Genomic DNA, 21,493 nt, shown 5'->3' on the forward strand with positions numbered 1-21,493 from the left:
GACTTGCGCATGGCCGGTCTGCGTGACGACCGCAGGCCTTGATTCGCGTCAGCTTTGCCGGCTTTTCAGAGCCGCTCGCGCGCAGGTCTCGCACTGCGCCCGAACAGATCGCAAAAAGGCGGCCAGTCCGGTGTTGGACCGAGCCGAACCGCAGGCAAGGATATAGAGATGCAGCCCGCCATCCAGCAGGTGATCAGAGCGCTCGCCGAGGATGGTCGGGCCGGCGCGATCGATATCGCGGAACACGCGGTCGATTCGTATCTGGCCGGCGCAACGAGCGAGGGCGATCGCGTGCTGTCGCGGGACATCCTGGTCCGGGACCTTGCGAACCTTCGGGGCGTCGCCCCCCACCTCGCGGCCTTCATCGGCAAGGTCGAGTCCTACGTGGCGAGCCTCGCGCGGCTGCCGCTGAGCCGGGCGGCGTGAAGCCCCTCAGCGATTGGCGGTCGTGACGGGCGAGGTGACGCCGCCGAGCGACACCCAGGCGACGGCATCCTGGCTCTCGCGCTTGATGAACACGTAGCCGGTCCGGTGCCAGGGCAGGATCGCGTTGGTCTTGTTGTCGAGCACGAGGTCGCCCCGGTCGGTGACCAGCGTCAGCACCGCGTGGCCCTCGCCCTTCTCGTCGATCACCACGGTCATGCGCATCGCCCGACGCGGCAGACCCGCCTCGGCCAGCAGGTGGCGCTTCAGCAGCTGGAAGTCCTCGCAATCGCCGATGCCGTCCTCGGCCAGGTCCCAGCGGTCGGCCACGTGCAGGTGGTCCTGGTCGGTCATCGGCTCGACCGCCTTGTTCACCCGACGGTTCACCGACACGATCGTCGCCCAGGTCGCTGGCGTCAGGCCGATCCGGGCCGGCTCGGTCCGGTCCACCGCGCATTCGGCCGCGTAAGACTGGCAGAACGTCACCCACGCGGCGATCGGACGGGCATCGCCCTGCACACGGGCACCCGCCTCCGCCGGAAGGCTCGCCAGCGTCTGCGCCGACGCTGGGAGCGCCAGGCCGAGCAGCACCGCCGCACCGGCCAGCATCGCCCGAACCGTCCTGAGAAGCCCCGCGCCCATCGCACCCGTCCCCGTTGTTGAGGCCAGGATTGCGCCGCAGAGCCTCCGGGGCGCTGAAGCCGATGCGCGCAATTTTATCGATCCGCTGGCGGGGGTCGGGTGACGCACGACAGCGTCGACGGGTCGCTTGATCAGCCCGGCGAATCCGTGGCTTCGGCTTCGGAAACCGGCAACCTTGAGCGTTCGTCACCGGCGCACGGAACGCCTTGGGGACGCCGCCATCGACCGCGCGAGCGGCGCGAAGCAAATCAAGGGCGCCCCATCAGCCGGTGTCGCGCTAGCCTGGATTCCTTCGCGCCCCGCGCGATGAAGCCGCAACGGTCACCCCGCGGTCTGGTCGAGCTTCCGCTCCGCCTCGGATTTCAGCTCGGGGAAATCCGCCTGGCTGTAGGCCTTGCCCCGGTGTGGATCGTCGGTGACACCCTCGTGCTCCAGACGACGCAGCTGCACGCGACGGATCTTGCCCGAGATGGTCTTGGGCAGGTCGGTGACGAATTCCAGTCCGCGCAGGCGCTTGAAGGTCGCGAGCCGGGCATTGGTGAAGCGAAAGATGTCGAGCGCCGTCTCCGGCGAGGCCGATGCGCCCGCCACGAGGGACACGTAGGCCTTCGGGATCGTGTGGCGCATCGGGTCGGGTATCGGCACGACGGCGGCCTCGGCCACGGCCGGATGCTCGATCAGCACACTCTCCAGCTCGAACGGGCTGATGCGGTAGCCCGAGGACTTGAACACGTCGTCGGCCCGGCCCACGAAGGTGTAGCAGCCCTGGTCGTCCACGAAGGCGACATCGCCGGTGTGATAGAGGGCGTCATCGGCACCCGACAGGTTACCCTGGCCGTCGTCGTAGCCCTGCATCAGGCCGGCGGGCCGGTGCGCCCCGAGTTCGAGGCAGACCTCGCCCTCGGAGGCCGGCTGGCCGTCGAGGTCGAGGACATGGACCCGGTAGCCCGGCAGGGGCCGGCCGAGGGCCCCGGGCACGACCGGTTGGCCCGGCGTGTTGGCCATCAGCGCCGTGGTCTCGGTTTGGCCGTAGCCGTCGCGGATCGTGAGGCCCCAGGCGCTCTTCACCCGCTCGATCACCTCCGGGTTGAGGGGCTCGCCCGCCGCGCAGACCTCGCGCAGGGCGAGGGTCCGGCCGGTCAGGTCCTCTTGAATGATCATGCGCCAGACGGTCGGCGGCGCACAGAGCGTGGTGGCGCCGGTCCGCTCCAGTTGCGTCAGCAGCGCGGCGGCGTTGAAGGGCGCCTGGTTGATCACCAAGATCGTCGCCCCGGCGTTCCACGGCGCGAAGAACGACGACCAGGCGTGCTTGGCCCAGCCCGGCGAGGAGACGTTGCAATGCACGTCCCCGGGCTGGAGCCCGAGCCAGTACATGGTCGAGAGCGCCCCCACCGGATAGGAGCGGTGGCTGTGACGCACCAGCTTCGGCTTCGCCGTGGTGCCGGAGGTGAAGTAGAGGAGCATCGGGTCGTCGGCCCCCGTCGGAGCGTCCGCCGCGAAGCTGTCCGACGCCCTGAGCGCGTCGTCATAGGCGGCCCAGCCCTCCGTCGCGGCCCCGGTGACGAGGCGGATGGCGCCGCCGGTATCGAGGCCCGCGAACCGCGCGATCTGCTCCGGGCCGGCCACGATCGCCCGCGGGCGCCCGCGGGCGAGGCGGTCGGCGAGCTCGTCGGCGGTCAGCAGCGTGGTCGCCGGGATCACCACGGCGCCGAGCTTCATCGCCGCCAGCATGGTCTCCCACAGGGCCGGGACGTTGCCGAGCAGCAGGAGCAGGTGGTCGCCGCGCTTCAGGCCGAGCTGCCGCAGGTGGTTGGCGACGCGGTTGGAGCGCGCGGCGAGCTCGCCGAAGGTGAAGCTCTGCTCGGCGCCGCTGCTCACCTCGACGATGCGGAGCGCGTCGCGGTCGCGGCTCTCGGGACCGGCGAGGACCGCGTCGAACCAGTCGAGCGCCCAGTTGAACGGCACCGGATCCGGCCACGCGAAGGCCGCGACGGCGGCGGCGTAATCGGTGCGATGGGCCAGCAGACAGTCGCGGGCCTCCCGGAAGCTCGGCATGGTCGTTCCCCCTCGTCCTTTGACCGCGTCCTCCCCCAGAGGGACGGGCTCCGCTCAGGTGTTCTCGAATCGGGGCGGCCGCTTCTCCACGAAGGCGGCCATGCCCTCCTTCTGGTCCTTGGTGGCGAACATGGCATGGAACACCCGCCGCTCGAAGCGGATGCCCTCGGTCAGCGTGGTCTCGTAGGACCGGTTGACCGCCTCCTTGGTCATCATGGCGATCGGCAGCGACATGGACGCGATCGTCTCGGCCGCCTTCAGCGCCTCGTCGAGAAGCTGGTCGGCCGCGATCACCCGCGAGACGAGGCCCGCGCGCTCCGCCTCGGCGGCGTCCATCATCCGGCCGGTCAGGCACATCTCCATGGCCTTGGCCTTGCCGACGAAGCGGGTCAGCCGCTGGCTGCCGCCGATCCCCGGCATGACTCCGAGCTTGATCTCGGGCTGGCCGAACTGTGCGGTGTCGGCCGCCAGGATGATGTCGCACATCATGGCGAGCTCGCAGCCGCCGCCCAGCGCGTAGCCCGCCACCGCGGCGATGATCGGCTTGCGCACGGCGGTGAACCGGTCCCAGTCGGCGAACCGGTCGCCGGCGTACATCTGCGCGTAGGTGGCGTGCTGCATCTCCTTGATGTCGGCGCCGGCCGCGAAGGCCCTGGCCGAACCGGTGACGACGATGCAGCCGATTCCCGGATCGGCATCCGCCTCGGTCGCCGCCCGGATCACCTCCCGGGTGAGCTGCGCGTTGATGGCGTTCAGCGCCTTCGGCCGGTTGAGGGTGATCAGCAGGACGCGGCCGCGCGTCTCCGTCAGGATCGTCTCGTACGTGTCGCTCACGACTCGCCTCCCTGACCGCGAAGCATAGTGATGATCGCGGAAAAGTCCTCGCCGCCGTGGCCGGCGCTTTCGAACAGACCGTAGATCTGCGCGGCCTCCGCGCCGAGTGGCGTCGCGGCCCCGGAGGCCAGGGCGGCGGCTTGGGCGAGCCGGAGGTCCTTGAGCATCAGCGCGGCGGCGAAACCCGGCTTGTAGCCATTGTTGGCCGGCGAGGTCGGCACGGGGCCCGGCACCGGGCAGTAGGTGGTCAGCGACCAGCACTGGCCCGAGGAGACCGAGGCCACGTCGTAGAGCGCCTGATGCGACAGCCCGAGCTTCTCGCCGAGCGCGAAGGCCTCGCTGACGCCGATCATCGAGATGCCGAGGATCATGTTGTTGCAGATCTTGGCCGCCTGCCCGGCTCCGGCATCGCCGCAATGGAACACGTTCTTGCCCATCGCCTTGAGCAGCGGCTCCGCCTTCGCGAAGGCGGCTTCGGCGCCGCCGGCCATGAAGGTCAGCGTCCCGGCCTTCGCGCCGCCGGTTCCGCCGGAGACCGGCGCATCCACCGACAGGCAGCCCCGCGCTTCGGCGAGGGCGTGGGCCCTGCGTGCGCTCTCGACGTCGACCGTGGAGGAATCGATCAGCAGGGTGCCGGCTGGAAGCGCCTCGGCGAGTTGCGTCCAGACCTCGACCACGTGCCGCCCGGCGGGCAGCATGGTGACCACGACATCCGCCCCTTCGGCCGCCTCCAGGGCCGAGCCCGCGATCGCGATTCCCTCGGCGCGCGCCGCCTCCAGCGAGGCCGGCACGAGATCGAAGCCCCGTACGGTATGGCCCGCCTTCACGAGGTTGGCCGCCATGGGCCCGCCCATGTTGCCGAGACCGATGAACCCGATGGTCTGCGCCATTCAACCCTCCCTGTCCTGTGTCTCGCTCCTCCCGCCCCGACGGCCGGCCTGGCCGGTCCATTGCGGGCTCGCCATACCCCCTCTCCCGTGCGGGGGAGGGTTGGGGTGCGGGATACGCCTTCTCCGGAAAGACCCGGTCCCTCACCCTGTCCCTCTCCCGCACGCGAGAGGGGGGCCAGCGCTCCCATGGAGATCCGGAAGTGCCGACGGTCAGGGATCTGGGACGCGGCACCTCACATCACACCGCCCCCGTGCGCGCGTCCGAAAAAACCGGCCCCGCCCGCTTCTCCAGCCAGCGGGCGATCCGCGCCGGATCGACGGCGTCGACGGTCGGCGGGTTCCAGCGCGGGTGCTTGTCCTTGTCGATCACCGCGGCGCGGATCCCCTCGCGGAAATCGCCCTCCTCCAGGAGAGCCAGCGACGCGTGGTACTCGCGCTCCAGGCAGGCCTCCAGGTTCGGGGCACCGCGGCCGAGCCGCAGCAGGCACAGCGTCAGGACGAGGCTCGACGGTGCCTTGGTCAGCAGGGTCTTCCGGGTCGCGGCCGCGAAGTCCGAGCCGTCCGCGTCGAGGGCGGACAGGATCTCGTCGACCATGTCGAAGGCGAAGCAGCGGTCGATCAGGGCCCGGTGCGCCCCCAACGGTGGCGGGCCCGGATCCTGCGCGAACCGGGCGATCACGTCCCGCACGCCGTCATGCCCGGCATCCGGATCGAGCGCCACGAGGGTGTCGATCAGGTCAGGCAGCACCGCAGACGGCACCAGGGCGTCGGCCAGCCGGCAGAACATCGCGTCGGCGGGGCCGACCGGCTCGCCGGTCAGGCCGAGATAGGTGCCGATCTCGCCGGGAGCCCGGGGCAGCAGCCACGTGCCGCCGACATCCGGCAGGTAGCCGATGCCGGTCTCCGGCATGGCGATGCGGGAGCGCTCCGTGACGATGCGGTGGGCGGCATGGCCGGCGAGCCCGACGCCGCCGCCCATGGTGATGCCGTCCATCACCGCCACGAACGGCTTCTCGTAGTCGGCGATCCGGGCGTCGAGGCGGTACTCGTCGCGCCAGAAGGCTTCGGCGAAGGCGTTGCCCCGGCTCTCGTACAGGCCGCGCAGATCGCCACCCGCGCACAGGCCGCGCTCGCCCTCGCCGGTGAGCAGCACCGCGGCGATGCCGGGATCGGCGGAGAACTGGTCGAGGGCCTGGTCGATCGCCAGCACCATGCCGTGGTTCAGGGCGTTCAGCGCCTTCGGCCGGTTGAGGCGCAGGCGGCCGAGGGCGCCGACGCGCTCGACGATCACGTCGGTCAACGGCGGCCCCCGGTCAGCCCGCGGGCGATGATCACCCGCATGATCTCGTTCGTTCCTTCGAGGATCTGGTGCACGCGCAGGTCGCGGACGATCTTTTCCACGCCGTACTCGGCGAGATAGCCGTAGCCGCCGTGCAGCTGGAGCGCTTGGTTGGCGACATCGAAGGCCGCGTCGGTGACGTGGCGCTTGGCCATGGCGCAGAGCTGCGTCGCGGCCGGGTCCCTGGCGTCCAGCGCGGCGGCCGCGTGGCGCAGGAAGGTGCGCGAGACCTCCAGGCTGGTCGCCATGTCGGCGAGGCGGAACTGGAGCGCCTGGAAATCGGTGAGCTTCGCCCCGAAGGCGCGCCGGTCGCCCATATAGGCGAGCGCCTTGTCGAGGGCCGCCTGGGCACCGCCGAGCGAGCAGGCGGCGATATTCAGCCGGCCGCCGTCCAACCCGCTCATGGCGATACGGAAGCCCTGGCCCTCCGCACCCAGGCGGTTGGTCGCCGGCACACGGCAGCCGTCGAAGCGCACGGCGCGGGTCGGCTGGGCGTTCCAGCCCATCTTGCGCTCGTCGGCGCCGAAGGACAGGCCGGGCGTGCCCTTCTCCACCACGATCGCCGAGATGCCCGAAGGCCCGGCCGCGCCGGTGCGGACCATGCAGACGTAGAGGTCGCTGGCGCCGGCGCCGGAGATGAACTGCTTCTCGCCGGTGAGCACGTAATGATCGCCGTCCCGCTCGGCGCGGGTACGGAGCGCCGCCGCATCGGAGCCGGAGCCCGGCTCGGTGAGGCAGTAGCTGGCGATCCGCTCCATGCCCATCAGGGACGGGAGCCAGCGCCGGCGCTGGTCATCATCGCCATAGGCGTCGATCATCCAGGCGCACATGTTGTGGATCGACAGAAATGCCGCCACGGTCGGGCAGCCGGTGCTGAGCGCCTCGAAGATCAGGGTCGCGTCGAGGCGCGAGAGGCCGGATCCGCCGACATCCTCGCGGACGTAGATGCCCGCCATGCCGAGGGCGGCCGCCGCCCGCAGGGTCTCGACCGGGAAGGTCTTGTCCCGGTCCCAGTCGAGGGCGTGCGGCGCGATATGCTCGGCCGCGAAGCCGAGGGCCATCTCGCGGATCGCGGTGCGATCCTCATCGAGCCCGAAACTCATGGGCGTGGCTCCAAAGGTCAGTGCAGGCGCTCCCCACTCCCCCTTGCGGGGAGGGGTCAGGGGTGGGGGTGGTGCAGGAGGCACCCGACCGCTCGATCCTGAACCACCCCCACCTCCGGCTCCTCCCCACAAGGGGGAGGAGAGTGCGCGGGCCCCTCCCCACAGAGCGGGGAGGAAGAACCGCCGCTACCGCATCGTCGGGATGGAGAATTCCGCCCCGCTCTTGATGCCGCTCGGCCAGCGCTGCGTCACGGTCTTGGTCTTGGTGTAGAAACGGATCGAGTCCGGCCCGTGCTGGTTCAGGTCACCGAAGCCCGAGCGCTTCCAGCCGCCGAAGGTGTGATAGGCGATCGGGACCGGGATCGGCACGTTCACGCCGACCATGCCGACGTTGACCCGCGCGGTGAAGTCCCGCGCCGCGTCGCCGTCCTGGGTGAAGATCGCGACGCCGTTGCCGTACTGGTGGGTCGAGGGCAGCGCCAGCGCCTCCTCGTAATCCTTGGCCCGCACCACCGAGAGCACCGGCCCGAAGATCTCCTCCTTGTAGATCGTCATGTCGGGCGTCACGCGGTCGAACAGCGAGCCGCCCATGTAGAAGCCGTTCTCGTAGCCCTGGAGCTTGAAGCCGCGGCCGTCGACCACGAGCTCGGCGCCCTCGGCGACGCCCTTGTCGATGTAGCCCGCGACCTTCTGAACCGCTTCCGCCGTGACCAGCGGCCCGTAATCGGCCGAGCCGTCATGCGACGGGCCGATCTTGAGCGACTCGACCCGCGGGATCAGCCGCTCCATCAGCCGGTCGGCGGTCTTCTCGCCCACCGGCACCGCCACCGAGATCGCCATGCAGCGCTCGCCGGCCGAGCCGTAGCCGGCGCCGATCAGCGCATCGACCGCCTGGCCCATGTCGGCGTCGGGCATGATGATCATGTGGTTCTTGGCGCCGCCGAAGCACTGGGCACGCTTGCCCGTCTCGGCGGCGCGCACGTAGATGTACTCGGCGATGTGCGAGGAGCCGACGAAGCCCACCGCCTTGATGTCCTCGTCGTCGAGGATCGCGTCGACCGCCTCCTTGTCCCCGTTGACGACGTTGAGGATGCCCGGCGGCAGGCCGGCCTCCAAAAAGATCTCGGCGATGCGGATCGGCACGCTCGGGTCGCGCTCGGACGGCTTCAGGATGAAGGCGTTGCCGCACGCAATGGCCGGGGCGCATTTCCAAAGCGGGATCATGGCCGGGAAGTTGAACGGCGTGATGCCGGCGACCACGCCGAGCGGCTGGCGCAGGGAATAGACGTCGATCCCAGGCCCGGCCCCTTCCGTGTACTCGCCCTTGAGCAGGTGCGGGATGCCGCAGGCGAACTCGACCACCTCGACGCCGCGCTGGATGTCGCCCTTGGCGTCCGGCACGGTCTTGCCGTGCTCGGAGGCGAGCAGCTCGGCCAGCGCGTCGTGCTCGCCGCGGATGAGTTCCAGGAAGCGCATCATCACCCGGGCGCGCTTCTGCGGGTTGGTGGCCGCCCAGGCCGGCTGGGCCGCCGCCGCGTTCTCGATCGCCGCGCGCATCTCGGCCTTGCTGGCGAGCGCGACCTTGGCCTGGACCTCGCCGGTCGAGGGGTGGAACACGTCGGCGAAGCGCCCGCTCTCGCCGCCGACGTTCCGGCCGCCGATGTAATGCCCGATCGTGCGCATGCGCGCCTCCCTGTCGTGGTGGATTTGGTTTGGGCGCAGCCTAACAGGATCCCTTGAACGATAAAGCCGGATGCGCTTACAGCCGTCGTGCATCGATGCACAGTGGGGGTGCGCTCATGGCCAGGGTGGGGCCCAACTGGGACGACCTACGCTTCTTCCTCGCGGTGGCGCGGACGGGGACGCTCAGCGCCGCCGGGGCACGCACCGGCACCGAGCACACCACGGTGGGCCGTCGGATCCGGGCCCTGGAAGAGGGCCTCGGGGCCCGCCTGTTCCACCGCAGCAACCTCGGCTACGCGCTGACCGAGGACGGCGCGAACCTGCTGGGCGTCGCCGAGACGATGGAGAGCGCATTCCTGTCGGCGAGCGCCGCCACGGAGGCGGCCCAGGCGGTCTCCGGCACGGTGCGGATCGGCGCGCCGGACGGATTCGGAAGCGTCTTCCTCGCGCCCCGCATGCACCGGCTGACCGCCCGTCACCCGGGCCTGGAGGTGGAGATCATGGCCACCGCCCGGATCTTCAGCCTGTCTAAGCGCGAGGCCGACATCGTGATCAGCCTGTCCGGTCCGCAGCAGGCGCGGGTGGTGGCGCGCCGGCTCACCGATTACCGGCTGTTCGTCTACGGCGCCGAATCCTACCTCGCAGCCGCGGCGCCGATCGCCGGGCTGGCGGACCTGCCGGCGCATCCCTTCGTCGGCTACATCGAGGACATGCTGTTCACGCGCGAACTGAACTACCTCGGAGCGCTCGGCCCGGCGGTCTCAGCCCGCCTGCGCTCCACCAATCTCCTCGCCCAGGTCCACGCGACGCTCGGCGGCGCCGGCCTGTGCATCCTGCCGGCCTTCATCGCGGCGGCGCATCCGGGACTGGTCCCGGTGCTCCCCGAAGCGGTCTCGCTGACGCGCTCGTTCCACATGCACATCCACGAGGATCACCGGAAGGCGGCCCATATCCGCGCGGTGGCGGGGTTCATCGCCGGCGAGGTCGAGGCGGCGGGGGCGCTGTTCGCCGGGCCGGGCGCGCAGGCGGCCAGTCCAGGTCAACGCGGGCACGCCGCGCCTTGACCTGACGACCCCGTCATTCCGGGGCGCCGCAGCCGAGCCCGGCATCCAGAGCCCCCGCCGGTGTTCGATCGGTCAGGACGTCGCGGATCTGGATTCCGGGCCCTGCTGCGCCGTCCTAAAATGGCGCGGTGGCTTTTGCAGACCGCCGATGGCCGGAAACGAACCGCTTCCTTGCCTCGACTTGTCAGCGGTAGCCGTTTCGCCCCGCGGACACAGGGCCTAAGATCGGCCGTCCCGGCGCGCCAGCCCAGGCGCCGGGTGGGAGACGCAAGACATGGTCGCCTCGATCGCCCTGCCCCGGCTGATGCGCGTCGGACCCGGCGCCTCGCGGCTCCTGCCGGAGGTGCTCGGCCAGCTCGGCCTGTCGCGCCCCTTCGTGGTCACCGATCCCTATCTCGCCGGGAGCGGCCGCACCGACACGCTGCTCGAGCGCCTGACCGCGGCGGGCGCGAAGGCGACGATCTTCTCCGAGACCGTTCCGGACCCGACGGTCGCCTCCGTGGAGGCGGCGCTGGCCGCCCTCCAGGCCGGCGATTTCGACTGCGTCGTCGGCTTCGGCGGCGGCAGCCCGATGGACACCGCCAAGGCGGTGGCGGTGCTCGCCCGCCACGGCGGCCACATGCGCGACTACAAGGCGCCCCGCCAGCAGGACGAGCCGGGCCTGCCGATCGTGGCGATCCCCACCACCGCCGGCACCGGCTCGGAGGCGACCCGGTTCACCATCGTCACCGACGAGACCTCGGACGAGAAGATGCTGTGCATCGGTCTCGCCTACCTGCCGGTGGCGGCTCTGGTCGATTACGAGCTGACGCTCTCGAAGCCCAAGCGGCTCAGCGCCGACACGGGCATCGACGCGCTGACCCACGCGATCGAGGCTTACGTGTCGCGCAAGTCGAACCTGTTCTCGGACGGGCTGGCGCTGCAGGCGATGAAGCTGATCGCCCCGAACCTGCGCCGGGTCTGGACCGATCCCGGCGACCGGGCGGCCCGGGAGGCGATGATGCTTGGGGCCACCCAGGCCGGCATCGCGTTCTCGAACGCCTCCGTGGCGCTCGTACACGGGATGAGCCGGCCGATCGGCGCGCATTTCCACGTGGCCCATGGCCTGTCGAACGCGATGCTGCTGCCGGCGGTCACGGCCTTCTCGGCCCCGGCCGCCATCGACCGCTACGCGGCCTGCGCCCGCGCCATGGGAATCGCAAAGCCGGACACCGACGACAGGAGCGCGGTCTCGGCGCTCGTGGCGGAACTCGAGGCGCTGAACGACGACCTCGACGTGCCGGGCCCCCGGGAATACGGGATCGACCCGGCCCGTTGGGACGCGCTGCTCCCCACCATGGCGGCCCAGGCCCTCGCCTCCGGCTCCCCGGCCAACAACCCGCTGGAGCCCAGTGCCGACGAGATCGTCGCGCTGTACCGGCGGGTCTGGGCGGGGTGATCGGCGGCTTCGGTCCGCGGATCCGACACACCGCCGGCTTTGCGAGCGTCAGCGAAGCAACCCGGCCGCGCCGCGCTCACCGAGGTGGCGCAGCCCTGGGTCGCTTCTCTGCGCGCGCGATGACGGGGTGAGCCCTACTTCGCCGCCGCCGTCAGCGGGCAGCCGCTCTCGGCCGGAGAGGCGTAGGCCTCCTTGCCGGGGATGGTGGCGAGCTGCCGGTAGAGGTCCCACGGGCCCTTCGACTCGGCCGGCTTCTTCACCTCGAACAGGTACATGTCGTGGACCATGCGGCCGTTCGGCTGCACGATCCCGCCATGGGCGAAGACATCGTCGACCGGCAGCGCCTTGAGCTTGGCGTTGACCGCCTCGGTCTCGTCGGTACCGGCGGCCTTCACGGCCTTCAGGTAGGACAGGACCGCCGAGTAGGTGCCGGCCTGGATCATGTTGGGCATCCGGCCGGTGCGCTTCATGTAGCGCTGGCCGAAGGCGCGGGTCTCGTCGTTGGCGTCCCAGTACCAGCCCTCGGTCAGCGTCAGGCCCTGCGCGACCTTCAGGCCGAGCCCGTGCACCTCCGAGAGGGTGAACAGCAGGGCCGCGAGCTTCTGGCCGCCTTCGACGATACCGTACTCGGCCGCCTGCTTGATCGAGTTCGAGGTGTCGAGCCCGGCATTGGCGAGCCCGATCACCTTGGCCTTCGACCCCTGCGCCTGGAGCAGGAACGACGAGAAATCCTGATTGGAGAGCGGGTGCCGCACGCTGCCCAGAATCTTGCCGCCGTTGGCGGTCACCACCCGGCTGGTGTCGGCCTCCAGCGCCGAACCGAACGCGTAGTCGGCGGTGAGGAAGAACCACGTATCGCCGCCCGCCCGGGTCAGCGCACCGCCGGTGCCCACCGCCAGCGCCCGCGTGTCGTAGGCCCAGTGATAGCCGTAGGGCGTGCAGGCCTTGCCGGTGAGGTCGCTGCTCGCGGCCCCGGTGGTGATGGTGATCTTCTTCTTCTCCTTCGACAGGCCCTGGACGGCCAGCGCCACCGAGGAGGTGGTCAGCTCCATGATCGCGTCGACGCCGTCGCGGTCGTACCATTGCCGGGCGATGGCCGAGGCGATGTCGGGCTTGTTCTGGTGGTCGGCCGTCAGGATCTCGACCGGCACGCCGCCGATCGTACCGCCGATATCCTCGACCGCCATCCGGGCGGCCTCGACCGAGCCCTGGCCGCCGAATTCGGCGTAGAGGCCCGACTGGTCGTTGAGGATGCCGATGCGCACGGCGTTGCCCGAGAAGCCGCCGCCTTGCGCGGCGGCCGGGGTCGAGCCGAGCGCCGTCCCCGCGAGGGCGGCCGCCAGCACCGCGCCGCCGATTGTCCTGATCATGTTTCCCCCGGGTCGAGCCGCGTGTCCGCTTCTGAGGCGGTTCCGGCGGCAGGATAGGTCACGAACGCGTGACGCGCCACGGCCACGCTCGGCCGGATGCTGAAGGATCGTGCGGATTGTGACGCGCGCCGGGATTGGCGCCCCGTTTTCGGACCGGCCGCAAGCCCTGAGGTTATAATAGCTTAACCATAATTACACGATTTCCCGCGCAGGTTCCGGTCACAGGCGGCAATTCGGCCGTCTCCGGCGTGGTCATGCGATGAAACCAGCCCGTTTGGCCGTCCTCGGCATCGCCCTCGCGGCGGGCGGCGGTGCGGCCTTCCTGATGAGCGGCGGCGATCCGCCTCCGCCGCCCGCGCCCCCGCCCAAGGCCGAGGCGCCGCCGGCGCCGATGACCGACGTCCTCGTGGCCGCCGCCGACATGCCCATGGGTCAGGTGCTGCGCGCCGCCGACCTGCGCTGGCAGCCCTGGCCGGACAGCGCCGTGACCGTCGGCTACCTCACCCGCGCGAGCAATCCGAAGGCCCTGGACGAGACCGTGGGGGCTTCGGTCCGCTCGGGCTTCCTCGCCGGCGAGCCGATCCGTTCGCAGAAGCTGGTCCGCCCGGAAAGCGGCTTCATGGCCGCGATCCTGCCGTCCGGGATGCGGGCGGTCGCCATCGTGACCGACAGCCGCGGCACCAACTCGGCCGGCGGCTTCATCCTGCCCAACGACCGGGTCGACGTGATCCGGACCTTCCGCGACGAGACCAATGCCCGGGGCAACAACAGCGATGCGCAGCTGTCCCAGACCCTCCTGACCGACATCCGCATCCTGGCGATCGGTCAGCTGATCCAGGAGAAGAACGGCACCAACGTCGTGACCGGCGAGACCGCGACCCTCGCGGTCACGCCCGCACAGGCCGAAACCCTGGCGCTCGCCCAGAAGGTCGGCGCCCTGTCATTGTCGCTGCGCAGCCTCGCGGATGCGGGGCGGTCGTCGGACGCCTCGCTGGCCGACGCCCCCCCGACGCAGACGCCCGATCCCGCCTTGACCGTCGTGCGCTTCGGCGTCGCGCGGCAGCAGACGCCGTGAGCGCCGTGACCGCCATGACCGCCCCCCTCGCCTTCCGCCGCCCGGCCCGCCATTCGGCCTGCGGCCTCGCCCTCATCGCCGCGCTGACCGGGCCGGCCGCCGCGCAGGACCGCCCGGCCCTCGGTCCCGCGCCGGTGCTCACGGTCGGCTCCGCGGAGGCTGCCTCGACCCGACGGGTCGAGCTGACCGCCGGCCGCTCCGTGATCATCGACCTGCCGCGGGACGCCAAGGAGGTCTTCGTCGCCAACCCGGCGGTGGCCAACGCCGTCGTCCGCTCGACCCGCAAGGTGTTCGTGATCGGCATGGCCGACGGTGCGACCTCGATCTTCATGATGGATGCCGAGGGGCGCCAGATCGCCGCCCTCGACGTGACCGTGGCGCGCGACCTCAACCTCAGCACCCTGCGCGAGCTCCTGAACCAGAGCATCCCGGGCGGACGCTTCGACGTGCGCTCGTCGGGCGCCTCGGTGCTGCTCTCGGGCTCGGTGAATTCCTCCGCGGATGCCCAGCAGGCGATCGACATCGCCAACGCCTTCGTGGGGCTCGGCGGCGGGGGTGCCTCCTCGGGGGCGCCGAGCGGCGGCGTCTCGGCGGGCGCGCGGGGTGCGGTGATCAACAACCTCACCATCCGCAACAAGGACCAGGTGATGCTGCGCGTCACCGTCGTCGAGGTGTCGCGCAGTGTCCTGAAGCAGTTCGGGATCAACACCACCGGCAACTGGTCGGCGCTGAACCCGCTCAGCACGGCGATCGACCAGACCACCGGGCTCGTGACGTCGCCGGCCCTGGTCAACAGCCTTCCGTTCCCGATCACCGGGGGCAGCGCGCCGGCGGCCAACCAGCTCCAGGCCTCTGTGAAGGCGGGCGGCTTCTCGCTTCAGGCGACCCTGAAGGCCTTCGAGCAGGCCGGCGTCTCGCGGATCCTGGCCGAACCGACGCTGACCGCGATCTCCGGCGAGGCCGCGAAGTTCCTGGCCGGCGGAGAGTTTCCGGTGCCCAGCTCGGCCTCCTGCGCGGTCGGCGGCTTCTGCACCCCCGGCATCACCTTCAAACCTTACGGCGTCTCCCTGTCGTTCACCCCGATCGTGCTCGCCGACAACCGCATCTCGATCCGTGTGGCCACCGACGTCACCGAGATCGATCAGCAGTCGAGCTTCAGCTACACGGTCGGCAACTCGACCGTGGCGGTGCCGGGCACCAAGGTGCGCCGCTCCGAGACGACCGTCGAGCTGCCCTCGGGCGGCGTGATGATGACCGCCGGCCTCATCCAGCAGGTGAACAAGCAGGCGATCTCCGGCCTGCCCGGCCTGATCAACCTGCCGGTCCTCGGCGCGCTGTTCCGCTCCCGCGACTACCAGCGCATGGAGACCGAGCTGATGATCATGTGCACCCCCTACATCGCCCGGGCGATGGAGCCGAAGCAGGTCAGCCGGCCCGACGACAACTTCGTCGATTCCACCGACGGCCAGGCCGTGCTGCTCGGCCAGATCAACCGCCTCTACGGCACGGTCGGCCCAACCGCGGCGGCGCCGCTCGGGCGGACGTATCGCGGCCGCGTCGGCTTCATCGTCGAGTAAGGCTGAGGATCGCAAGCCATGACCCGACCTACCACCCGACCGGTGTCCGGACGCCCATCGACCGCTCCGTCGCGCCGTGCCGCGAGCCTACTCGCCGCCTGCGCGCTCGGTGCCCTCGCGGCCGCCTGCAAGAGCGATCCCGCGACCACCGGCGGGATCGACCTGTCGGATTACCGCGCACGCCACCCGATCGTCCTGGCCGACGGGACCCGCAGCCTCGACGTCTTCCCGACGGGGATCGGCCATCTCGACCCCCGCCAGGCCGCCGATGTCGACGCCTTCATGCTGGAATACCGCCGCTTCGGCCGCGGCGTCCTGCTGATGGAAGTGCCCCAGGGCGTTCCGCCGGCCCAGGCGGCGGCCGTGGAGCGCACGGCCGCGGCGCTGAGCCGGCGCGGCGGCCAGGACGGCGTTGGCGCCCGCGAGATCACGGTCAGCGGCTATGCCGTGGCGGCGCCCAGCCTCGCCGCGCCGATCCGTCTGAGCTTCCAGCGCATGCAGGCCAAGGTGGCGGACCAGTGCGGGCTGTGGCCCCAGGATGTCGGGACCAGCAGCTTCGCGTTCGACTACAGCAACAAGCCGAGCTGGAACCTGGGCTGCGCCATGCAGGCGAACGTGGCTGCGCAGATCGCGGATCCGGTCGACCTGGTGCGCGGGCGCCCCGAGGGCCGGATCGACTCCGTGAAGCGGGTCAGGGACATCGGCCAGTTACGCGACGGCAAGGATCCGTCAACCGCATGGCGTCAGGATGGGCAGACCGCCGTCAAGTCTCAGGTCGGCAACTGACGCCGACCGCGAAAGCCACCGCGTCTCCTTCCAACGCCGCGATCCGAACGCGAACCTGAAAGTGCCGTCATGGCAGACCTGTCCGAGACAACCGAGCGCACGATTGCCCCGGTGCCCCGGATCACCATCCAGGCGTTCTGCGAGACCAGCGAGACGGCTGCCATGATCGAGGGCGCCGCCCTCGACCGGCGGATGCAGAAGGCGCAGGTCAAGGTCCGGATGGGCGGCGGCGGCGCCGCGATCGAGGCCTATCGGCACGCGCCGACGCCCAACGTCATCGTCATCGAGACGCAGGGCGTGCGCTCCAAGCCGGTCGAATACCTCGATGCTCTGGCGGAGGTCTGCGACGAGGGCACCCGCGTCCTCGTGATCGGCCACCTCAACGACGTCACGCTCTACCGGCAGCTGATCCAGCGCGGCGTGTCCGACTATCTGATGGCCCCCGTCGAGCCGCTGACACTGATCGCGGCGATCTCCGACCTGTTCACGGCCCCCGGCGTCAAGCCGGTGGGTCGCACGGTGGCGGTCGTCGGCGTGAAGGGCGGCATCGGCGCCTCGACGGTGGCGCATAATTTCGCCTGGTCGGTGGCCCGCGGCCAGGGTGTCCAGACGGTGATCGCCGATCTCGACATCGCCTTCGGGACGGCCTCGCTCAACTTCAACCAGGATCCGCCGCAGGGCATCGCCGAGGCGGTGTTCGCCCCGGAGCGCCTGGATTCGGCGCTGGTCGAGCGGCTGCTGTCCAAGTGCAGCGACAATTTGAGCCTGCTCTCGGCCCCCGCGAGCCTCGACCGGACCATCGACCTCTCCGAGCCGGCCTTCGATTCCCTGATCGAGTACATGCGGGCGAGCGTGCCCTGCGTGGTCCTCGACGTTCCGCACCAGTGGAGCGCGTGGACGAAGCGCGTCCTCACCGCGGCCGACGAGATCCTGATCGTGGCCGGTCCCGATCTGGCCTGCCTGCGCAACACCAAGAATCTGCTCGGCGCGCTCAGGCACGGGCGCCCGAACGACCAGTCACCCCGCATCCTGCTCAACGGCGTCGGCGTGCCCAAGCGCCCCGAGATCGGGGCCGCCGAGTTCGCCAAGGCCCTCGAGGCCCCCGTCGCGCTTACGATCCCCTTCGAGCCGGCCCTGTTCGGGACCGCCGCCAACAATGGCCAGATGATCGCCGAGATCCAGGCCGGCTCGAAGGTGGCCGAGCTCTTCAACGATCTCGCGGCCATGACCCTCGGCCGCCCGGAGAACCGGCGCGGGCGCCAGAGCCTTCTCGAGCCGTTGCTCGCCAAGTTCGCCAGCGCCAAGTTCGCGAGCGCCGTGCTCGCCGGCCGCAAGGCTTCGTGATGCAACCGCTTCCCCGAGAGGTCCCTCAGGACGGCGCCGAGGATCTGGCCCATGTTCGGTAGGCGACAGATCGGTGGCGCGCCGGCGGCCGCCCCGCCGGTCCCGCAGGCGCGGACTGCGGCGCAGGCTGTCCCCGCCCAGCGCGAGGCCGCGGCTCCGCCCAAGCCGGCGGCGCAGGCGACCCCGGCGGTCGTCGAGAACGCCCGGTCCGAGGATTATTACCGCACCAAGAGCCTGATCTTCGGCGCCCTGATCGAGGCGATCGACCTGACGCAGCTCTCGCGCCTCGATGCCGAGACCGCGCGGGAGGAGATCCGCGACATCGTCACGGAGATCATCGGGCTCAAGAACATCGTCCTGTCGATCGCCGAGCAGGAGGAGCTGCTCGACGACATCTGCAACGACGTGCTCGGCTACGGCCCGCTGGAGCCGCTGCTCGCCCGCGACGACATCGCCGACATCATGGTCAACGGCGCCAACCGGACCTTCATCGAGGTCAACGGCAAGATTCAGCTGACCAGCGTCCGATTCCGCGACAACCAGCAGCTGATGAACATCTGCCAACGGATCGTCAGCCAGGTCGGCCGCCGGGTCGACGACGCCTCGCCGATCTGCGACGCCCGCCTGCCGGACGGATCCCGCGTCAACGTCATCGCGCCGCCGCTCGCCATCGACGGCCCGGCGCTCACCATCCGTAAGTTCAAGAAAGACAAGCTTACCCTGGAGCAGCTCGTGCGCTTCGGGGCGATCTCGCCCGAGGGCGCCGAGGTTCTGAAGATCATCGGCCAGTCGCGCTGCAACGTGGTGATCTCCGGCGGCACCGGCTCGGGCAAGACCACGCTGCTCAACTGCCTCACCGCCTTCATCGAGCTCGACGAGCGGGTCATCACCTGCGAGGACGCGGCCGAGCTTCAGCTCCAGCAGCCCCACGTCGTGCGCCTCGAGACGCGGCCGCCCAACATGGAGGGCCAGGGCCAGGTCACAATGCGCGACCTCGTCAAGAACTGCCTGCGCATGCGGCCCGAGCGGATCATCGTCGGCGAGGTGCGCGGACCGGAGGCCTTCGACCTGCTCCAGGCGATGAACACCGGCCACGACGGCTCGATGGGCACGCTCCACGCCAACAGCCCGCGCGAGTGCCTGTCGCGTATCGAATCGATGATCTCGATGGGCGGCTTCACCCTGCCCTCGAAGACGCTGCGCGAGATGATCTGCGGCTCGATCGACGTGGTGATCCAGGCCACGCGCCTGCGCGACGGCTCGCGGCGCATCACCCACATCACCGAGGTGCTCGGTATGGAGGGCGACGTCATCACCACGCAGGACGTGTTCCTCTACGACATCGTCGGTGAGGACGCGAACGGCAAGCTGGTCGGGCGTCATCGGTCCACCGGCATCGGCCGGCCGAAATTCTGGGAGCGGGCCCGCTATTACGGCCTGGAACGCCGGCTCGGCGAGGCGCTCGACGCCGCCGAGGTCGTCGATCGGAGCTGAGCGCATGCCCGATCTGTCCATCGCCGCTGCGGGCGGGTCCAACCTGCCGATCGCCGCCGGCCTGATCGGCATCGCCGTGGCGGCGGTGGCCTACGTGGCGATCCTGCCCCTGTTCGGCGACGAGCGCCGGGCGAGCAAGCGCCTGAAATCGATCGGCGTCTCCGCCTCCGGAGCGGCGATCCGGGGGGTGACGGTCAATCGGCGCGAGCAGGTCGCCAAGACGCTGAGCGAGATCGAGGCGAAGGCCAAGGGTGCCTCGAAGGCCACGCTGGAGCTGAAGCTCGCCCGCGCCGGCCTCGCCTGGACCAAGCAGACCTTCTACCTGATCTCGGCCGGCCTCGCGGGCTTCCTCGGGCTCCTGCTCTACATCATCACCGACAGCCCGATCGCGGCGGCCGGCGCCGCCTTCGCGGGGGGGTTCGGCCTGCCGGCCCTGCTGCTGCGCCGCATGCGGCTCAAGCGCATCGCGAAATTCAACAAGGAATTGCCCAACGCCGTCGACGTGGTGGTGCGGGGCATCCGCACCGGCATCCCGGTCGGCGACTGCTTCCGCATGGTCTCGCGCGAGGCCGAGGAGCCGGTCCGCAGCGAGTTCCGGACGGTCATTGAGACCCAGGCGCTCGGCCTCTCGCTCGGCGACGCGGTCACCCGCCTGGTCGACCGGGTGCCCACGCCCGAGGTGAACTTCTTCGCGATCGTGATCAACATCCAGCAGCAATCGGGCGGCAACCTGTCGGAGGCGCTGAACAACCTCTCTACGGTGCTGCGCGACCGGGCCAAGATGCGCGGCAAGATCCAGGCGATGAGCATGGAGGCCAAGGCCTCGGCTTCGATCATCGCCTGCCTGCCCTTCGGCGTGGCGGGCATCACGTCGCTGACGAGCCCGGACTACATCTCGCTGCTCTGGACGACCGATACCGGCAAGATCGCCCTGGTCGCCGCAGCCATCTGGATGTCGATCGGCATCTTCACGATCAAGAAGATGATCGCCTTCGAGTTCTGAGGCGCTTTTGCTCCCGTTGCCGGATACCGCTTCATGATCGACGCCATCGCGGAGAAGCTGTTCGATCCCCGCTTCATGGGCACGTTGCTGACCGCGATCGCGGCCGCCGCGACCGCCTTCGCGGTGGCACAGCCCTTCTTCGAGACCGACAGGCTCGCCAAGCGGATGAAGCTCGTCAGCGACGAGCGCGAGCAGATCCGGCGGCGCGAGCGGCTGCAGGGCGACCGCACGGTCAGTCGGGTCACGCTGCGCGTGGAGCCGAAGGCCTACATGAAATCCATCGTCGAGCGGTATCAGCTCCACCGCTGGCTCGGCACCGACACGGCCAAGCGGAAGCTGATGCAGGCCGGCTACCGCGGCCAGGGGTCAGAGACGGCGTTCCTGTTCTTCCGGCTGGTCGTCCCATGCGCCAGCGTGGTCGGCGCCGTGTTCTACCTGTTCGTGCTGGAGGCGATCGACACCTCCTACCTCGTCCGGTTCGGGCTGGTGATCGGGGCGGCCTACGGTGGCATCAAGGCGCCGGAGCTGTTCCTGGTCAACGCCGCCAAGAAGCGCCAGACCGAGATCCGGAAGGCCTGGCCCGACGCCCTCGACCTCACGCTGATCTGCGTCGAGTCCGGCATGGCGATCGAGCACGCGTTCCGGAAGGTGAGCACCGAGATCGCGGGCGCTTCGGTGGTGCTGGCCGAGGAACTGGCCCTGATGACGGCCGAGATGTCGTTCCTGCCGGACCGCCGGCAGGCCTACGAGAACCTCGTCCTGCGCACCGGGCTCGACCCCGTGAAGGCCGTGGCGACCGCCCTGATCCAGGCCGAGCGCTACGGCACGCCGGTCGGTCAGGCGCTACGGGTGCTGAGCCAGGAAAGCCGCGACCAGCGCATGAACGAGGCGGAGAAGAAGGCGGCCGGGCTGCCGCCCAAGCTCACGGTTCCGATGATCCTGTTCTTCCTGCCGGTGCTGTTCGTCGTCATCATCACGCCGGCCGTCATCCAGATCATGCGGACCCAATGACCGACGGCGCGCCCGGCGGCTCTCTCAGCGGATGCGGCCGGGGCGGGTCGGCTCGAACACGATCCGGCGGTGATAGGCACACCAGCTCTTGCCGTCGGCTACGGGCGCGCCGCAGCAGATCGCGCGGTCGTTCGGCTCGCCGATGATGTACTTGCACACAAAGGCGCCCGACTGCGCGAAGGGCACGCGCAGGTCGGCAGAGGGTTCCTTGACGGTCTCGGCATCGCCGATCTGGGACATGCGGACGAGTTGATTCATGGGATCGATCGGCTCAATAAGCATCCTGCTCGGCGGGAAAAGACGCCCCGGCAGTCAGGGAGGGTGGAACACCTTTCGCTGGGCCGTGCCCCGGCTCGCGTCCA

General features: G+C 70.1%; 19 protein-coding genes. 10 read left to right on the plus strand and 9 right to left on the minus strand.

Features of this window, described 5'->3' with window-relative positions:
- Positions 1–168: 168 nt before the first annotated feature.
- Entirely contained in the window at positions 169–426 is a 258-nt protein-coding gene (locus tag JOE48_RS12190) for a hypothetical protein (protein ID WP_210030068.1), read from the plus strand.
- A gap of 6 nt (positions 427–432) precedes the next feature.
- On the opposite strand, the gene JOE48_RS12195 is transcribed toward JOE48_RS12190, so the two are convergent.
- From JOE48_RS12195 to JOE48_RS12225, 7 genes are all read right to left on the minus strand, one after another.
- Complete coding sequence (locus tag JOE48_RS12195) at positions 433–1,065, minus strand: transglutaminase-like cysteine peptidase (RefSeq protein ID WP_210030070.1); 633 nt, start codon at positions 1,063–1,065, stop codon at positions 433–435.
- Between the two features lie 321 nt (positions 1,066–1,386).
- Positions 1,387–3,120 carry an AMP-binding protein gene (locus JOE48_RS12200; RefSeq protein WP_210030072.1) on the minus strand — a complete coding sequence of 578 codons (1,734 nt, stop codon included), beginning with the start codon at positions 3,118–3,120 and terminating at the stop codon, positions 1,387–1,389.
- Positions 3,121–3,174: 54 nt separating this feature from the next.
- Complete coding sequence (locus JOE48_RS12205; RefSeq protein ID WP_210030074.1) at positions 3,175–3,954, minus strand: enoyl-CoA hydratase; 780 nt, start codon at positions 3,952–3,954, stop codon at positions 3,175–3,177.
- The gene (gene mmsB / locus JOE48_RS12210) at positions 3,951–4,844 is read right to left on the minus strand and encodes a 3-hydroxyisobutyrate dehydrogenase (protein WP_210030077.1); all 894 of its coding nucleotides are present in this window, start codon (positions 4,842–4,844) and stop codon (positions 3,951–3,953) included. The genes JOE48_RS12205 and mmsB overlap by 4 nt, the downstream gene beginning before the upstream one ends.
- Before the next feature lie 238 nt (positions 4,845–5,082).
- A complete protein-coding gene (locus JOE48_RS12215) occupies positions 5,083–6,144 on the minus strand; it encodes an enoyl-CoA hydratase/isomerase family protein (RefSeq protein ID WP_210030079.1) in 1,062 nt (353 codons plus the stop codon).
- Entirely contained in the window at positions 6,141–7,286 is a 1,146-nt protein-coding gene (locus tag JOE48_RS12220) for an isobutyryl-CoA dehydrogenase (protein WP_210030081.1), read from the minus strand. Before JOE48_RS12220 ends, JOE48_RS12215 begins: the two co-directional genes overlap by 4 nt.
- Before the next feature lie 186 nt (positions 7,287–7,472).
- Entirely contained in the window at positions 7,473–8,969 is a 1,497-nt protein-coding gene (locus JOE48_RS12225) for a CoA-acylating methylmalonate-semialdehyde dehydrogenase (protein ID WP_210030082.1), read from the minus strand.
- 116 nt (positions 8,970–9,085) lie between these two features.
- Here JOE48_RS12225 and JOE48_RS12230 point away from each other — a divergent pair, with 116 nt between their 5' ends.
- Positions 9,086–10,033 carry a LysR family transcriptional regulator gene (locus JOE48_RS12230; protein ID WP_245252806.1) on the plus strand — a complete coding sequence of 316 codons (948 nt, stop codon included), beginning with the start codon at positions 9,086–9,088 and terminating at the stop codon, positions 10,031–10,033.
- Positions 10,034–10,307: 274 nt separating this feature from the next.
- Complete coding sequence (locus tag JOE48_RS12235; protein ID WP_210030084.1) at positions 10,308–11,471, plus strand: iron-containing alcohol dehydrogenase; 1,164 nt, start codon at positions 10,308–10,310, stop codon at positions 11,469–11,471.
- A 134-nt stretch (positions 11,472–11,605) separates the two neighbouring features.
- Here the strand turns inward: JOE48_RS12235 and JOE48_RS12240 are convergent, their stop codons facing one another.
- Positions 11,606–12,841: an ABC transporter substrate-binding protein gene (locus tag JOE48_RS12240; RefSeq protein WP_210030085.1), complete on the minus strand. Its 1,236-nt coding sequence runs from the start codon at positions 12,839–12,841 to the stop codon at positions 11,606–11,608.
- 259 nt (positions 12,842–13,100) lie between these two features.
- On the opposite strand from JOE48_RS12240, the gene cpaB reads away from it, so the two are divergent.
- From cpaB to JOE48_RS12275, 7 genes are all read left to right on the plus strand, one after another.
- Positions 13,101–13,916 (plus strand): Flp pilus assembly protein CpaB, encoded by an 816-nt coding sequence (cpaB, locus tag JOE48_RS12245; RefSeq protein ID WP_210030086.1) that lies wholly within the window; start codon positions 13,101–13,103, stop codon positions 13,914–13,916.
- A 14-nt stretch (positions 13,917–13,930) separates the two neighbouring features.
- Positions 13,931–15,493 carry a type II and III secretion system protein family protein gene (locus tag JOE48_RS12250; protein ID WP_210035719.1) on the plus strand — a complete coding sequence of 521 codons (1,563 nt, stop codon included), beginning with the start codon at positions 13,931–13,933 and terminating at the stop codon, positions 15,491–15,493.
- Between the two features lie 18 nt (positions 15,494–15,511).
- Positions 15,512–16,279 carry a CpaD family pilus assembly protein gene (locus JOE48_RS12255; RefSeq protein WP_210030087.1) on the plus strand — a complete coding sequence of 256 codons (768 nt, stop codon included), beginning with the start codon at positions 15,512–15,514 and terminating at the stop codon, positions 16,277–16,279.
- Positions 16,280–16,348: 69 nt separating this feature from the next.
- The gene (locus JOE48_RS12260) at positions 16,349–17,623 is read left to right on the plus strand and encodes a CpaE family protein (protein ID WP_210030088.1); all 1,275 of its coding nucleotides are present in this window, start codon (positions 16,349–16,351) and stop codon (positions 17,621–17,623) included.
- A 51-nt stretch (positions 17,624–17,674) separates the two neighbouring features.
- The gene (locus JOE48_RS12265; RefSeq protein WP_210030090.1) at positions 17,675–19,117 is read left to right on the plus strand and encodes a CpaF family protein; all 1,443 of its coding nucleotides are present in this window, start codon (positions 17,675–17,677) and stop codon (positions 19,115–19,117) included.
- 4 nt (positions 19,118–19,121) lie between these two features.
- Positions 19,122–20,120: a type II secretion system F family protein gene (locus JOE48_RS12270; protein ID WP_210030092.1), complete on the plus strand. Its 999-nt coding sequence runs from the start codon at positions 19,122–19,124 to the stop codon at positions 20,118–20,120.
- A gap of 33 nt (positions 20,121–20,153) precedes the next feature.
- Positions 20,154–21,131 carry a type II secretion system F family protein gene (locus JOE48_RS12275; RefSeq protein ID WP_210030094.1) on the plus strand — a complete coding sequence of 326 codons (978 nt, stop codon included), beginning with the start codon at positions 20,154–20,156 and terminating at the stop codon, positions 21,129–21,131.
- A 24-nt stretch (positions 21,132–21,155) separates the two neighbouring features.
- On the opposite strand, the gene JOE48_RS12280 is transcribed toward JOE48_RS12275, so the two are convergent.
- Positions 21,156–21,389 (minus strand): GcrA family cell cycle regulator, encoded by a 234-nt coding sequence (locus tag JOE48_RS12280; protein ID WP_192710123.1) that lies wholly within the window; start codon positions 21,387–21,389, stop codon positions 21,156–21,158.
- Positions 21,390–21,493 lie beyond the last annotated feature (104 nt).

The sequence above is a fragment of the Methylobacterium sp. PvR107 genome, from assembly GCF_017833295.1.
Lineage (GTDB): Bacteria > Pseudomonadota > Alphaproteobacteria > Rhizobiales > Beijerinckiaceae > Methylobacterium.

Coding starts and splice junctions, on each gene's coding strand:
- JOE48_RS12220 (WP_210030081.1), bottom strand. CDS start 7,286: ATGAGTTTCGGGCTCGATGAGGATCGCACCGCGATCCGCGAGATGGCC.
- cpaB (WP_210030086.1), top strand. CDS start 13,101: ATGAAACCAGCCCGTTTGGCCGTCCTCGGCATCGCCCTCGCGGCGGGC.
- JOE48_RS12225 (WP_210030082.1), bottom strand. CDS start 8,969: ATGCGCACGATCGGGCATTACATCGGCGGCCGGAACGTCGGCGGCGAG.
- JOE48_RS12240 (WP_210030085.1), bottom strand. CDS start 12,841: ATGATCAGGACAATCGGCGGCGCGGTGCTGGCGGCCGCCCTCGCGGGG.
- JOE48_RS12265 (WP_210030090.1), top strand. CDS start 17,675: ATGTTCGGTAGGCGACAGATCGGTGGCGCGCCGGCGGCCGCCCCGCCG.
- JOE48_RS12190 (WP_210030068.1), top strand. CDS start 169: ATGCAGCCCGCCATCCAGCAGGTGATCAGAGCGCTCGCCGAGGATGGT.
- JOE48_RS12230 (WP_245252806.1), top strand. CDS start 9,086: ATGGCCAGGGTGGGGCCCAACTGGGACGACCTACGCTTCTTCCTCGCG.
- JOE48_RS12235 (WP_210030084.1), top strand. CDS start 10,308: ATGGTCGCCTCGATCGCCCTGCCCCGGCTGATGCGCGTCGGACCCGGC.
- JOE48_RS12195 (WP_210030070.1), bottom strand. CDS start 1,065: ATGGGCGCGGGGCTTCTCAGGACGGTTCGGGCGATGCTGGCCGGTGCG.
- JOE48_RS12255 (WP_210030087.1), top strand. CDS start 15,512: ATGACCCGACCTACCACCCGACCGGTGTCCGGACGCCCATCGACCGCT.
- mmsB (WP_210030077.1), bottom strand. CDS start 4,844: ATGGCGCAGACCATCGGGTTCATCGGTCTCGGCAACATGGGCGGGCCC.
- JOE48_RS12200 (WP_210030072.1), bottom strand. CDS start 3,120: ATGCCGAGCTTCCGGGAGGCCCGCGACTGTCTGCTGGCCCATCGCACC.
- JOE48_RS12260 (WP_210030088.1), top strand. CDS start 16,349: ATGGCAGACCTGTCCGAGACAACCGAGCGCACGATTGCCCCGGTGCCC.
- JOE48_RS12270 (WP_210030092.1), top strand. CDS start 19,122: ATGCCCGATCTGTCCATCGCCGCTGCGGGCGGGTCCAACCTGCCGATC.
- JOE48_RS12275 (WP_210030094.1), top strand. CDS start 20,154: ATGATCGACGCCATCGCGGAGAAGCTGTTCGATCCCCGCTTCATGGGC.
- JOE48_RS12250 (WP_210035719.1), top strand. CDS start 13,931: ATGACCGCCCCCCTCGCCTTCCGCCGCCCGGCCCGCCATTCGGCCTGC.
- JOE48_RS12280 (WP_192710123.1), bottom strand. CDS start 21,389: ATGAATCAACTCGTCCGCATGTCCCAGATCGGCGATGCCGAGACCGTC.